Here is a 12,960-nt window from a genome sequence, read left to right as displayed (position 1 = left end):
AGTCACACCTTCGGATCCGGAATCGGCTCAATCTTACCGAGCATGAACACGTAGAACAAGATGCCAAGCAACAGCACCACGCCCGCGATGACAAACGCGGATTCGAACGATCCCGTCCTCTGCACCACAAACCCCGTGACGATGGGCGCCACGATGCTCATCAGGTTGTTGACGAAGTTCATGATGCTGCCCACGAGCCCCACGGTGCCCTTCGGCGCGATGAGCGACGGGATGCTCCAGCCGACCGGCGCCGAAAACGCCAGGCCTCCGAGCGCGATGGCGATGAAGATGACCGCCGTGTTCGGGTTGTGCGTGAACGCGGCCGGAATGACGGCAAGGCCGAAGATCATGCCGACCACGAGCACGGTCTTGCGGACGCGCGTGACGTCGTGCCCACGCTGAATCAGGCGATCCACCAGCCAACCGCCGATGACGAGATCGGTGATGGTGGCCACGAGCCACGGCCCAGCGGTGTACCAGCCCGATTTCAGCACCGTCATGTGCATCTCTTTGACGAGGTAACTCGGCAACCACGTGAGGAACAGGTAAAACGAGTAGCCGTAGGCTGCAAACCCGAGCGTCAGCCCCCAGACCTTGCGCTGGCGAAGCAGGTATGCGAGGCTCTTGCCGATCCCGGCCTCCGCCTCGCCAGCCTGCTGCGCACCGCCCTCGCGCAACAGCTCGGCCTCTTCCTGGGAGAGCCGGGTTTCGTGCGGATCGCGATAAAAGGCCCAGTACAAGGCTGCGTACACGAGGCTGAGCGCGCCGGTGAGCCAGAAGCCGCCTTTCCAGCCCCACGTGGTCACCGCCCATGCGACGAGCGGCGTGCCGATGACGTTGGAGAACTTCGCCGCCGCGTCGAACAGCGAGGTGGCCACGCCGCGCTCGCGCACGGGGAACCAGTAGCCTGTCGCCTTGGATGCCGCAGGGAAGGCGGGCGCTTCCGCGATGCCGAGCAGCACGCGAGACAGGATGATGAGCCCCATGCCGCTGACGACGGCCGTCATGAACGTGGCGATGGACCAAAGGATGGTCGCGAGGCGATTTAGCCACTTCACGCCGATCTTGTCGAGCAAGGCGCCGACGGGGATCTGGAAGGCCGCGTACGACCATCCGAAAGCCGACAGGATGATGCCCATCTGGGCGTCGGACAGATGATATAAGTTCGAGATGGGCGTTGCTGCGACCGACAGATTGGTTCGGTCGAAGTAGTTGATGAGCACGCCGAGGCCAATGAGCAGGCCAATCCACCAGCGCTTCACGAGTAATCCCCCTTGCAAGTCAGGATAGCCGACGCCAGCGCGCGGCATGCCCGAAGCCGACACGGGAGCGCAGTGCTGGAGCGGCAAAGGAAGTAAACGATTTACGAAATCGATATACCGAACATACACGAAAGCGCTTCACAGAGCAAGGGGGATCTGCGTTCGGGTGCGGACCCTCGCGTTGCGACAGGGCCAGAAGACCTGCGGACATCTCCTAACCGTGTTATGAAAGATTCACTTGTGCAGTGACGGATGGAAACCAGTTTGGTAGGCTACAGGTGGGCACCACCTTGGGGGTCACTCCCTGCCCGCTCGCGAGAACGGGAGGGGGTGAGGCCATGACAGTGGCGGACGCGGTGTCACTGGGGATCCAATTTGGGCCGTTTGTGATTGCGCTCTTGTCGCTTGTTGTGGCTCTGGTTCTTGCCTTGACGCGCAAGTGACCGCCCCCCAGGTCTCCCAGCCTCGGGGCGGTCACTGCTCACAGCTATCAGGTTCGATAGCGACGGGCAGGGACACTGCCCAGGCGTCGGTGCCTGAGCGCCGGAGGCTGCAACTCCGGCGCTCTTTTCAGTTTAAGTGTACCATATTGCGGATATTCGTCAATGTGCGGCCAGCCTTCACCAGACCGCACCACGGATTGGATATATAGGCAAGATGGACGAGCGAGTCACTCGAACGGCGCGTGTGCGGCGGATGGGATGTTGCTCCGGAGATGTTCAGATGAGGAGAACCCCCATCGCGCGACGATTCTGATATCATCAGTTTAGCCTTGGTGTTTGGGGATTGCCGTGTTGGGCATGGGAGGGACTGTGCATGGCCATGGTCGCTGTCAGCATTTCGCCCATCGGCACGGGCGAGACGAGCGTGAGCCACTTCGTCGCGGAAGCTGAGCGCGTGCTCGCGCGCTATCCAGCACTGAACTATCGGCTGGATCCGATGTTCACGACCATCGAGGGCGATTTGAGCACCATCTTTGCGGCAATTCAGGAGATGCACGAGGCGCTCGTGGCCATGGGCGCCAAGCGGCTGTCGACCGTGATCAAAATCGACGATCGCCGCGACGTCCATCATTCGATGGACGAAAAGGTCGCGGCTGTGCTGGCGAAATTGAACGGCGAAGGAGCGCACAACCATACGCCATGACAGGATTGAGGCGCCTGCCGAGCTTGCTGTCCGCGAAAGGAGCCACAGGATGAGCATCGAATACTCCACCACGCGCCCCGTCTCCGGCCCCCAATTGGCCGACGTGTTTCGCCGCTCAGGCATCCGCCGCCCCGTTGACGATCTCGCTCGCATGGAGCGCATGGCCCACGCGGCGGATCTGATGGTCACCGCGTGGGACGGCGATCGGCTGGTGGGCGTGGCGAGATCGCTCACAGATTTTTGCTTCTGCTGCTACTTGTCCGATCTCGCCGTGGACCGCGCGTATCAGCGGCAGGGGATTGGCAAGCGGCTGGTAGAGGTGACGCGCGAAGCGCTGTCGGATGAAGTCATGTTGCTTCTGTTGGCGGCTCCGACGGCGATGTCGTATTACCCGCATATCGGTTTTGACAAGGCCGACAACGCGTGGCTGATCCCGCGAAAGCGCTGAACAGCACACCCTTGGATACAGCGCGATTCCACACAGGGCCATTCCGTGCAGGCGGCCGCCTCACGACGACGTGACCTTCACTGGCATGTACGCTTCGAAGAAGTTGACGACACGCTGCAGATACGCCTTTGGCTCCACATCGTACGCGCCCACGTGTTTCGCTCCCGGAACCAGCCACAGCGTATCCTCCGGATCCCGGCGATGCAGCTCGTCGTAAAGCGCCTCGCTGTTCGCCGGCGGAATGGTGGTATCGGCGGTCCCCGCGATGAGGAGAATCGGGCGAGGCTTGGCCGACGCGAGCTGTTTCAGCGGATCGACCGCGTTCGGATCCAGGCCGAACAGGTGCTTGACCTCCCACAGAATCTCCCCGTTAAAGGGGAACGAGGGCAGGTTGGTCCACACGCTCAAATTTTGCTGCAGGTAGGTCTCGAGATCGTCAAACGGGCTGTCGGCGACGGTCGCGTCCACAGACGGATCGGCCGCCGTGGCCTCGAGCGCGGTCGACGCGCCCATCGAGTAGCCGATGAGCCCGACCTCGTCGTAGCCGAGCTTGTGCGCGTAATCGATGGCGCCGAGAAGGTCTCGCAGCTCGTAGTCGCCGACGGTCACCTCGCTGCCGGGCGATTCGCCTTCGTCGCGGAAATCGAACATGAGCACGGAAAAACCGGCGTCGTGCAGCGCTTTGGCCACCGGCAGCGCCGGGTGATCCAGGGCGCGGTTCTGCCGATACCCGTGCGCTTCAATCACGATGCGATCCGTCGGTCTCGCGGCGGGAATCAGCCAGCCGGAAAGCATCAGGTGATCCACGCGGGACGGAAAGCGAATGTTTTCGTATTTCAGGCCATACGCGGCAGGGGACGTGGAGATGGGTTTGCGCGCGGGATGCGTCAACTTCTCTGCAACCACGTATCCTATCGCCATCGTGGCGAGCCAGGCTAGAATGGCGAGAACGACTACGCCCACGACCATTCGCAACACCCAGCGACCTGCGTTCGTCAAGGTGCCTCATCCTTTCCGTGCGGCCGCGTCCATTCACGGCCCGGTCCATCGAGCGGGCCGCGCTCCGCTGTCTGATGAATTCGCTTTCAAAGGTGCGCCAACCTCCTCAGCCGCGCGCCAATCGTCGCGCACAGCCTGGCGATCGGCCGAGGGGCGACATAAAGCTCCCTCGGCCTCGCTGGCGGACACGGGGCGCTCCGTCACCCGCGCATGATGCGCTCGATCTCGTCTGGGTCCTTCGGGATGCTCAGCGAGAGGTTGACCGCGCCGTTCTCCGTCACCAGCACGTCGTCTTCAATCCGAATGCCAATGCCCTCTTCTGCGATGTACAGCCCTGGCTCGACCGTGATGACGTCGCCCGCCTCGAGCGGCCACTTGGGCGATCCGACGTCGTGCGTGTCAAGCCCCAGCCGATGGCTGACGCCGTGGTAATAGTAGCGCGCGACTTCGCCGTCGTCCTGAATGAGTCCGATGCGCTTCAGTTCCTGCGCCAACACGGATTTCGTGACGTCGTTCAATTCACTCGTCGTCACACCCGGGCGAATGGCTTCGATCGTCGCTTCCATCGCCGCCAGCACGATGTTGTAGATCTCCCGTTGGCGCGGCGTGAATCGACCGGAGATAGGAAACGTGCGCGTGATGTCCGCCGAATAGCAGCCGTACTGCGCGCCGAGATCGCAGAGCACGAGCTGGCCGTCTTCAATCACCTGGTCGTTGTCCACGTAGTGAAGGACGCACGCGCGCTCGCCGCCCGCCACAATCGGGGGAAACGCGTGCTCCCGCACGCCCCGGGACCGGAGCGCGAAGTCAAAGTGCGCCTCGAGTTCATATTCCCGCATGCCCGGCCGCGCGTTTCTCATCATGGCCAACACGCCTTCGCGCGTGATGTCAATCGCCCGCCTGATGCATTCGATCTCGGCCTCGTCTTTCACCGTGCGCATGCGGCACACCTCGGCGTACGGGTTGCGGATGACGATGGCCGGGTATTTGTCCCGGAAGGCGCGCGCAAACCGATGGGCTTCGGTTTCCGTCTGGTGAAACCGGTCCTGCTCGACATCCAAATACAGCCACTCGTATTCGCCGGTGCGCAGCATGCGCCCGAGCGTCGTTTCAAATTGGGCGAGATCCTGCACCTCCGCGATGCCGGAGATCTCTCGCGCGACGTGGTCCGGGAGCCGCTTGCCGGTCCACTTTTCCTCCACTTCGGAGACGTGCTCCGTGAAGAGGATGGCCTGTTCGCTGCCCCCGAGCTTCGCGAGCAGAAGTCGCGAGTGTTCTTGTGTGATGCCGGTCAGATAGAAGAAGTTGCGGTTGACGTGGAAGGGGCTGTATGCGTGATCGCCGGACATGTGGGGAGCCTGGCCGGCGAAGAAGAGCGCGATGGCGCCGTCGGGGATGCGGCGAAACAGCGCCTCCCGGCGCTTCGCGTACGGATTCATGGTTTCCGTCATGAAGGAGACCTCCTCGAGATGGAGCTAACCGGATGGGGCCGGTGAGGACGTGGACCGGCCTTTAACGCTTGCGATCCCGCGGTCGAAACTCCGCCAGCCCGTGTTCAATGGCTCGGACGAGGATCTCCGCCGCGGCTAGGTTCGTCGCAAGCGGCACGTTGTGCACGTCGCAGATCCGCAGGAGCGCGGTGATGTCGGGATCGTGCGGCTGGGCGGTGAGTGGGTCGCGCAGGAAGATGACGAGATCCATCTCGTCGTTCGCGACCATGGCGCCGATTTGCTGGTCTCCGCCGTACGGGCCGGACTGAAAGCAATGGACCTCGAGGCCCGTGGCTTCTCGGATACGGCGGCCGGTCGTGCCGGTGGCGAACAGGTTGTGGTGCTTCAGTATGTTCTGATACGCGATGGCCAGGTTCACCATGTCGTCCTTCTTGTTGTCGTGCGCAATGAGGGCAACGTTCATCTCTGTGCCTCCTCGGCAAATCTTACGCCCCCAGTGTAGCGCAAAGGTGGCTTTGGGGGAATGATGGACCGGAGGGACGCGCGTGATACACTGAAGGTGTGTGAGAAATGGGGGATGCACCATGGCGACGGGGGAAGAGGCGCTGACGGATCGGCTTGGGCGGCCGCTTCGGGATCTTCGCGTGTCGCTCACGGATCGATGCAACTTTCGCTGTCCGTACTGCATGCCGAGTGACGTGTTCGGGCCGAATTATCCGTTTTTGCGCCCTGATGCGCTCATGTCGCCGGACGAAATTGCGAAGCTGGTGCGGGCGCTCGTGCCGCTTGGGCTGGAGAAGGTGCGGCTGACGGGCGGCGAGCCGCTTCTGCGCCGGGAGGTCGTCGAGATCGTCGAAAAGGTGGTTGCCGTGCCCGGGCTCCATGAGATTGCCATGACGACGAACGGCAGTTTGCTCACGCGCGAGAAGGCGATGGCGCTGAAGAAGGCGGGGCTGACGCGAGTCACGGTGAGCCTCGACGCCCTGCGCCCGGACGTGGCGGCGCGGATGAACGGTGTGCGCTTTCCGGTCCAGCGGGTTCTCGCGGCCATCGAGGCCGCCCAGGAGGCGGGGCTTTCGCCGGTGAAGGTGAACGTGGTGGTTCGGCGCGGGTGGAACGAGGACGAGGTGGTGTCCATCGCCGAGCGGTTCCGAGGGACAGGCGTGATTGTGCGCTTCATTGAATATATGGATGTCGGGACGACCAACGGCTGGCGCATGGAGGACGTGGTGACGGCGGACGAGATCCTCGCCTGGATTGGGGCGCGGTATCCGCTCGAGCCGCTGCCTCCGCGGCGCGAAGGCGAGGTGGCGACGCGGTATCGGTACCGCGACGGTCAGGGCGAGATTGGCGTCATCCACTCGGTTTCCCGGCCGTTTTGCCGATTTTGCACGAGGCTCCGGGTGACGGCGGCAGGGGAGCTCTTCACGTGCTTGTTTGGCGCGCGCGGCGTCTCGCTTCGGCCGCTGTTCGATCGCGGCGCGTCGGAGGAGGAGATCGGGGCGTTTGTCGCGGATGTGTGGCGCAACCGCCAGGACCGATATTCGGAACTGCGGAGCGAGGCGACGGCGAGAAAGCCGAAAGTGGAGATGTCTCGTATCGGAGGTTGACCTGTTTTCGTTTCGCCCATCCCTTGGTATGATGCTGTCACCAAGCACGCGGAGGGAAGGCTCGTGAAGGTGGTGCGCAAGGTCCTTCACATGTTTGTGGTGGCGTTTGTCGGCTTGAGCCTGATGCTGTTCACTGGGTTTGCGCTTCTCGTGTGTGCGGCGCATCGTGAGTGGTGGGGCGCTATCGGCGGCGCGCTGATGGTGCTCGCGGCGATTCTCGCCGCCGCCATCGACATTCGGCTGCGGAGCCCCGAGATGAGGCAGTCGTAGGTACGCCGCCAGCGCCATTTTGGGCGGCGTGAATCGAGACACCCTTTCTTCGGCTCGCATACCCTGAGGAGAGGCTCCGGTAGGGGCAATGCGAGGAGGAGGGTGCAACCATGGCGGCTTCATCCGGAAAGAAGGGGCGCAAGCCACAGGCGAAGGCCAAGCGGCCGCAGCAGGCGGCGGCGCCGGTGGATCAGCCACCGCTTTCGGTCGCAGCGCAGCAGCCGCCGGCGGGATCGCTCGACGTGTTGAAGCAAAACTTGGCCGGCAAGCGGAAGGCCATCTTTGAGATCCTCGAAGACGTCAAGAACGTTCCGCCGGAGTCGTGGCGGGATCCAAACCAGGTCGAGTCGCTGGCGAAAAACTTCGCGAACAAGCTCGGCCTGCCCGTGCCCGAGAGCCGGTTCAAGCAGTTTGTGAAGGCGTACACGGACGCGACGAAGAACGGCCCGACGACGAACGTCGACGAGATCGTGAAAAAGTATGGGCCGCCCGTCGACGAGAAGACGCTGAAGGAAATTAAGAAGTTCGTCCCCAAGCAGACGAAGGACTGAAACGAGAAGAGGGCTGATCCCCGCCGATGCGGCGAGGGGCCAGCCCATTCGCCGTGTTTGGGGGATTTTACGTCTGCGGGTCCTGTGACTGCGGCGGCTGTTCGGGAAGATGTGCGCGCGAGTCCGAAGCCGGCTCGTCTCGAATACCGACGAGCTGCGGAAACGCGCGGTAGATGGAGCGGCGGTTCACGAGCCACAACAGGGCCACCATCGAGGCGTGATCGCGCACGCGAATCCAAAGCGGGCCCGGGCTGGGAAAAAGAGAAGATCCACGGTCAGGGCGATGTTCACGGCGAAACTGAAGTACCTCGTGAACCAGGAGATCCACCGGTTGCGCACGGCCATGGCGCCTCCCCGAACGGGTTCGTCCTGTCTCCATTGTACCGCAGAGGCATGCGTGTGGGATGATTCGGACATGCGCAAATCATCGAAATTGAACAAGAAGCCGCCCGGGTGAATGGCCAGGCGGCTTGTGACGCGGGGTTCAGTTGGTCGCGCGACCGCCGTCCGTCCCGGTGGCGGGCCTTGTCGGAGGCGGCACAGGCGCGGGCGGCGCTCCATAATACGGATACGGCGGCGCTCCGTACATCGGCGGCGCCGCAGCGTATGGCTGCATGGGGGCTGCGTAGGGCGCGTAGGCCGGCGGCGCGTACGTGGGCCCGGGCGCCTGTTGGGCTTGGGGCGGCTGCTGCATGGGCGCCGCATTGGGTGCGCTCGGCTGGGAGTGCGCGCTTTGCGCCGATCCGGCCGTCTCATGCGCCGATGCGCTCTCGCCGCTGTTGCCGCTGTTGCCGCCTGATCCCTTGAGGAATCCCTCGGCCAGGGGCGATGACAAGAGCGCGGCGAGAATGTTGGTGAAATCTTCGGTTGTCAAGTTGCGGCCCTTGAACTTGATCAGCTTGTCGAGCACGCCGCTCTCCTTCAGGGCCCCGGTCGTCACGTAGAAGGTATCCAGCATCTTGTCGGCCTGCTGGAGATAGTTCAGCCAGTTTTTCACCATGTTTCGCAGGTTACCGACCGTCTTCAGCGTGTCCTGCATGTTCTTGGGCGTCAGGAGCTGTGAAGGGGCAGGCGCCTTGCTGCCTGCCTTCGACTGTGCGGGGGCGCCGTTCCGCCCGCCGGATCGCGCGGCGGCTCTTCGCGTTCCCCGCCCATTCGCAGGGCGCGACGCCTGCGCCTTCGCGAGCGCGACGCCGGGGATGCGCTCGGCCTTCTGGGGCTTGGCATTCATCACAGTCCACCTCGCTTCCCCAGCCTGCTCCTAAAGCGTATGACAATCGCCTGAGGGCCGTGCGGGGCATGCGCCCAAGTGGCATAGGCTCGGCGGCTTCGGAGGACAATACGCTTGTTGGCACAGCGAGGAGGGGAGCGGATGACGTACAGGCGCGACTTGTACGCCAAGTACGGCGGAGTGCACTTCGTGCAACTAGCCCCGGCCCAGGACATCAATCAATTTGTGCGATCCCTGCCGGAGGACAAGCGCGACAGTCTCTTCGAAGTGTTGCAGGCGTTGCACAACGCGGGCCTCATCGAGGTGCAAGACGATCACCAAATCCTCGATGCGCATGGGGAGATCCATCCCGCGCATCCGGGCGCCTCGAGTGAACCGCAGTGAGGCCGACACAAGCGGAGGGCCCCGAAGCGCCGGGGCCCTCGCGTCATGGGCAACTTAATTCGTGAGCTTGCTGTGAAATTCGCGCATGCGATTCACGGCTTCGATCACGTCCTCATCGCGCACCGCATACGAGAAGCGGACGTAGCCCGGCGCACCGAACGCCTCGCCCGGCACGCTCGCGACGAGCGCGTGCTCCAGTAACAGCTCGCAGTAGTCGGCGCTCGACTCGATGGCCTGGCCCTCATAGCGGCGTCCGAGAACGCCGCGGATATCGGGGAACGCGTAAAACGCGCCTTCGGGCACGAGGCAGCGCACGCCCTCGAGGCTGTTGAGCCCCGCCACGAGCGCATCGCGTCGGCGGCGGAACACGTCGATCACGCCTGGATCGAAGTGCGCCAGCGCCGTTTCGCCCGCGATCTGCGACATGGTCGCCGGGCTGCCCGTGGAGTGGCTTTGGAAGCTCGCCATGGCCTTGGCGAGATCGAGCGGCGCGGCCACGTAGCCGAGGCGCCACCCCGTCATCGCGAACGCCTTCGAAAAGCCGTTCACGACGAGGGCGCGATCGTACAAATCGGGGCAGACGGCCACGAGACTCACGTGTTTCACGCCGTAGACCAGGCGCTCGTAAATCTCGTCGAGGACGACGTAGATGTCGTGCTGGCGGAGGACTTCGCCGAGCGCTTTCAACTCTTCCTCGTGGTACACGGACCCGGTGGGGTTGCACGGGCTGTTCAGCAGGACCGCCTTCGTGCGCGGCGTGATGGCCGCAGCGAGTTGGTCTGGCGTGAGCTTGAACCCCGTCTCGGGCCCACAATCGATCACGACGGGCTTTCCGCCCGCCACGCGGATCTGTTCCGGATACGAGGTCCAGTACGGCGCGGGGAGAATCACCTCGTCCCCTTCGTCGAGGATGGTCACGAAGATGTTGTACAGCGTGTGTTTCGCGCCGTTTGAGACCACGATTTGTTCCGGCGCGTAGTGAAGGCCGTTTTCGACCTGAAGCTTATGCGCGATGGCCTTGCGCAGGGCCAGTGTGCCTGCGGCCTCAGTGTAGCGGGTCTGCCCGTTGGTGATGGCGCGGATGCCCGCGAAGGCGGCGGGGACCGGTGTTTGAAAGTCCGGTTCGCCGACGCTCATGTTGATCACCGGCTGGCCCTTGGCGATGAGTTGCTTGGTCTTGCTGTCGACGCTCATGGTCGCCGACGGCCGGATGGTTCTGACTCGTCTCGACAGACGCTCTTCCACTCGTTCACGCCCCCATGGATTACTCTCCGCCATTGTACCACAGGCTGCGCTCGACTTGTCGCAAGATTCCGCGCCGGAGCGAGCGTTGCCCGCGCTCGAGCGGCATCGCGGAACGCGTTGGCCATAGCGGGGCTAGAAGAGCCGCCGCAGCCAGTTCCACAATCGGCTCGGCGCGGGTTCGGGCACGACGGGCGTCCGATGAAGCGGGCACGTGGCCGTGGGGGCGGTTCCAGGCAGGAAGTAGTCCGTCTCCGCGGCGCCGCACTGCGGCGTAGCGAGTGCGCCGGACAGCGGATCGATCCGGACGGCCTCGAGATCGGACGGCGGCGTGTACCACGGCCCGGGCAGGTGCGCCTGCGCCGTCCCCATGAACTTCCCCCAGATAGGCGCAGCGAGGTGAGACTCCTGCACCGTGAGCGGCCGGCCCGAGTCGTAACCCACCCACACCGCGACCACAAGCCGGGGCGTGTAACCCACCATCCAGGCGTCTGTATCCGTTGTCCCGGTCTTCGCCGCGGCCGGGGCGTGCAGGTACGGCCGAGCGCCATATCCCGTTCCGCCGGGGGCGAGCACGCTCTGCATGAGATCGGTCATCTGAAACGCGAGCTCAGGCGAGATGACGCGCGTCTTCTCGAGTGGATGGACCGTGCGGCCGTACGGCGTGTCGACGGATTCGACCGCGTGTGGCGTGACCCTGTAGCCGCCGTTGGCGAAGGCCGCGTAGGCTGCGGCCAACTCCACCGGGGTGACGGGAAACACGCCGAGGGCAAGGGAGGGATAAGGCTTCATCTCCTCTTGAATCCCGAGCTTCTTGGCGAAATCCACGACGTTTTGAGCTCCGATGGCGAGTTCCGTCTGCACGGCGTACACGTTGTCTGACCGGGCGATGGCTTCCCGCAGCGTGAGTGGGCGGCCGGCGTAGATGTCGCCGTAGTCGTGTACCGTGTACTCGTCCTTGGGAGACGGGCCGTAGATGAACGTGGTAAGCTTGGAGTCCACCTCGCGCGCGGGCGTCCAACCGCGCATGAGCGCAGCACCGTAGACGAACGCCTTGAACGTCGATCCCGGCTGCCGCTTGCCGAGCGCGCGGTTGTACGGGCTCTCGCGGTAGTCTCGGCCGCCGACCAGCGCGCGGATGGCGCCGGTTTGCGGATCCAGGGCGACGAGCGCGGCTTGGAGCTCACTCCCCTTCGGCAGCGTCGACTGAATGGCTCGCTCCGCCGCCTTTTGCAGCAGCGGATCCAGCGTCGTGTGAATGCGGACGTAGCCCGCGTCGAGATCGCCGTCCGTGAGCCGGGCCATGCGCTTGGCCTCGTGGAACGCCACGTCGGTGAAGTACGGCGCCTGAAGCGTGGGCGGCTGGTGGCGCGCGATGTGCAAGGGCTCGGCGTACGCGGCGTCGGCCTCGGCCTGGGTGATGTAACCCGTCTGCACCATGCGCTCCAGCACCACTTTTTGGCGAGCCTTGGCGCGCTCGGGGTGATCGAGCGGCGAGTACAGCGTCGGGCCCTTGGGCAGGCCGGCGAGCAGGGCGCTCTCGGCGAGATCGAGCGACTGAACGGGTTTGCCAAAGTAGAGTTCGCTTGCCGCGGGTGCCCCGTACGCGCCGTGCCCGTAGTAGACGACGTTGAGGTATCGGTCCAGAATCCAGTCCTTCGGCTCGTGCAACTCGAGCTGCAGGGCGAGCATGGCCTCGCGCAGCTTGCGGCCGAGCGTGCGATCCTGGGTGAGGTACAGGTTTTTCGCGAGTTGCTGCGTGATGGTGGAGCCGCCCTGGACGATCTCGCCATGGCGCACGTTGACCGCTACCGCGCGCAGCGTGGAGCGCACGCTGATGGCGTGATCGCGGTAGAAATTGGCGTCTTCCGTGGCAAGCGTGGCCTGGACGAGCCAGCGAGGGAAGGCGCCGAGCGGCAGGATGGAGCGCGCCTGTCCGGCTGGGGACCAGAGCGCGATGGGGCGGCCGTCCGCGCTCGTCAGCTCGGTCGGCGCGGTGTCTGCGGTCGACGGAAGAGGAAGCAGTTTGAGGCTCACGAGCACGAGCGAAGTGCCGATGAATCCGGCGCCAAACGCGGCGCCAAAGGCCATGCCGGCGACTCGGGCGAAGGAACGCCGTGCGCGGCGCGGAAGCGGGGAATCGGCGTCAGAAAGGAACGGTTTCGGCATGGCTCGCGACCTCCGGACACGTCATGAAGATGGGCATATCGGTAGTGTGGACAGGGTCAAGAAAAATATGCCAAGTCCCGTCTGCGTGAAAGCGGATGCTTGCGACAGAGAGTGAGGTCACGTACACTTGAAAAGAGAGGTGAGGGATCGTTCGTTTGTTTCTTTTTTGAACCCTCGTTTCACATTCGAAAGGAGGA

General features: G+C 63.9%; 15 protein-coding genes. 7 read left to right on the top strand and 8 right to left on the bottom strand.

The genetic code is table 11. The features are described 5' to 3' along the window. Positions 1-2: 2 nt before the first annotated feature. Complete coding sequence (locus AC27E8_RS10310; protein WP_487099074.1) at positions 3-1,262, bottom strand: MFS transporter; 1,260 nt, start codon at positions 1,260-1,262, stop codon at positions 3-5. 338 nt (positions 1,263-1,600) lie between these two features. Here AC27E8_RS10310 and AC27E8_RS10305 point away from each other — a divergent pair, with 338 nt between their 5' ends. The 3 genes from AC27E8_RS10305 (at position 1,601) to AC27E8_RS10295 (ending at position 2,856) form a co-directional block, all read left to right on the top strand. Continuing rightward, entirely contained in the window at positions 1,601-1,705 is a 105-nt protein-coding gene (locus AC27E8_RS10305; RefSeq protein ID WP_487099075.1) for a putative holin-like toxin, read from the top strand. A 373-nt stretch (positions 1,706-2,078) separates the two neighbouring features. Beyond that, positions 2,079-2,408, top strand: coding sequence for an MTH1187 family thiamine-binding protein (locus tag AC27E8_RS10300; protein ID WP_487099076.1), 330 nt, complete (start codon positions 2,079-2,081; stop codon positions 2,406-2,408). Positions 2,409-2,457: 49 nt separating this feature from the next. Beyond that, a complete protein-coding gene (locus tag AC27E8_RS10295) occupies positions 2,458-2,856 on the top strand; it encodes a GNAT family N-acetyltransferase (RefSeq protein WP_487099077.1) in 399 nt (132 codons plus the stop codon). Positions 2,857-2,916: 60 nt separating this feature from the next. Here AC27E8_RS10295 and AC27E8_RS10290 read toward each other — a convergent pair whose 3' ends face one another. The 3 genes from AC27E8_RS10290 to AC27E8_RS10280 form a co-directional block, all read right to left on the bottom strand. After that, positions 2,917-3,855: an alpha/beta hydrolase gene (locus tag AC27E8_RS10290; RefSeq protein WP_487099078.1), complete on the bottom strand. Its 939-nt coding sequence runs from the start codon at positions 3,853-3,855 to the stop codon at positions 2,917-2,919. Positions 3,856-4,055: 200 nt separating this feature from the next. Further along, positions 4,056-5,306: an aminopeptidase P family protein gene (locus tag AC27E8_RS10285; protein WP_487099079.1), complete on the bottom strand. Its 1,251-nt coding sequence runs from the start codon at positions 5,304-5,306 to the stop codon at positions 4,056-4,058. 61 nt (positions 5,307-5,367) lie between these two features. Beyond that, entirely contained in the window at positions 5,368-5,769 is a 402-nt protein-coding gene (locus tag AC27E8_RS10280; protein ID WP_014465827.1) for a methylglyoxal synthase, read from the bottom strand. Between the two features lie 121 nt (positions 5,770-5,890). Here AC27E8_RS10280 and moaA point away from each other — a divergent pair, with 121 nt between their 5' ends. From moaA to AC27E8_RS10265, 3 genes are all read left to right on the top strand, one after another. Beyond that, entirely contained in the window at positions 5,891-6,916 is a 1,026-nt protein-coding gene (moaA, locus tag AC27E8_RS10275) for a GTP 3',8-cyclase MoaA (RefSeq protein WP_487099080.1), read from the top strand. Between the two features lie 63 nt (positions 6,917-6,979). Beyond that, positions 6,980-7,186: a hypothetical protein gene (locus AC27E8_RS10270; protein WP_487099081.1), complete on the top strand. Its 207-nt coding sequence runs from the start codon at positions 6,980-6,982 to the stop codon at positions 7,184-7,186. Between the two features lie 110 nt (positions 7,187-7,296). Further along, positions 7,297-7,737 carry a Rho GTPase-activating protein gene (locus AC27E8_RS10265; RefSeq protein WP_012812009.1) on the top strand — a complete coding sequence of 147 codons (441 nt, stop codon included), beginning with the start codon at positions 7,297-7,299 and terminating at the stop codon, positions 7,735-7,737. Between the two features lie 67 nt (positions 7,738-7,804). Here the strand turns inward: AC27E8_RS10265 and AC27E8_RS10260 are convergent, their stop codons facing one another. After that, a complete protein-coding gene (locus AC27E8_RS10260) occupies positions 7,805-7,966 on the bottom strand; it encodes a hypothetical protein (protein ID WP_487099082.1) in 162 nt (53 codons plus the stop codon). 255 nt (positions 7,967-8,221) lie between these two features. Further along, positions 8,222-8,968 carry a hypothetical protein gene (locus AC27E8_RS10255; RefSeq protein WP_487099083.1) on the bottom strand — a complete coding sequence of 249 codons (747 nt, stop codon included), beginning with the start codon at positions 8,966-8,968 and terminating at the stop codon, positions 8,222-8,224. Between the two features lie 141 nt (positions 8,969-9,109). On the opposite strand from AC27E8_RS10255, the gene AC27E8_RS10250 reads away from it, so the two are divergent. Beyond that, complete coding sequence (locus AC27E8_RS10250; protein ID WP_487099084.1) at positions 9,110-9,352, top strand: GAT domain-containing protein; 243 nt, start codon at positions 9,110-9,112, stop codon at positions 9,350-9,352. Positions 9,353-9,406: 54 nt separating this feature from the next. On the opposite strand, the gene AC27E8_RS10245 is transcribed toward AC27E8_RS10250, so the two are convergent. Together AC27E8_RS10245 and AC27E8_RS10240 are read right to left on the bottom strand one after the other, a co-directional pair. After that, the gene (locus AC27E8_RS10245; RefSeq protein WP_487099085.1) at positions 9,407-10,597 is read right to left on the bottom strand and encodes a pyridoxal phosphate-dependent aminotransferase; all 1,191 of its coding nucleotides are present in this window, start codon (positions 10,595-10,597) and stop codon (positions 9,407-9,409) included. A gap of 132 nt (positions 10,598-10,729) precedes the next feature. Then, positions 10,730-12,763, bottom strand: coding sequence for a transglycosylase domain-containing protein (locus tag AC27E8_RS10240; protein ID WP_487099086.1), 2,034 nt, complete (start codon positions 12,761-12,763; stop codon positions 10,730-10,732). Between the last annotated feature and the right edge of the window lie 197 nt (positions 12,764-12,960).

This window comes from Alicyclobacillus sp. CIJ1 (genome assembly GCF_057538885.1).
The sequence above is the reverse complement of the archived record's forward strand: the minus strand, read 5'-3'. Positions and strand labels throughout refer to the sequence as shown.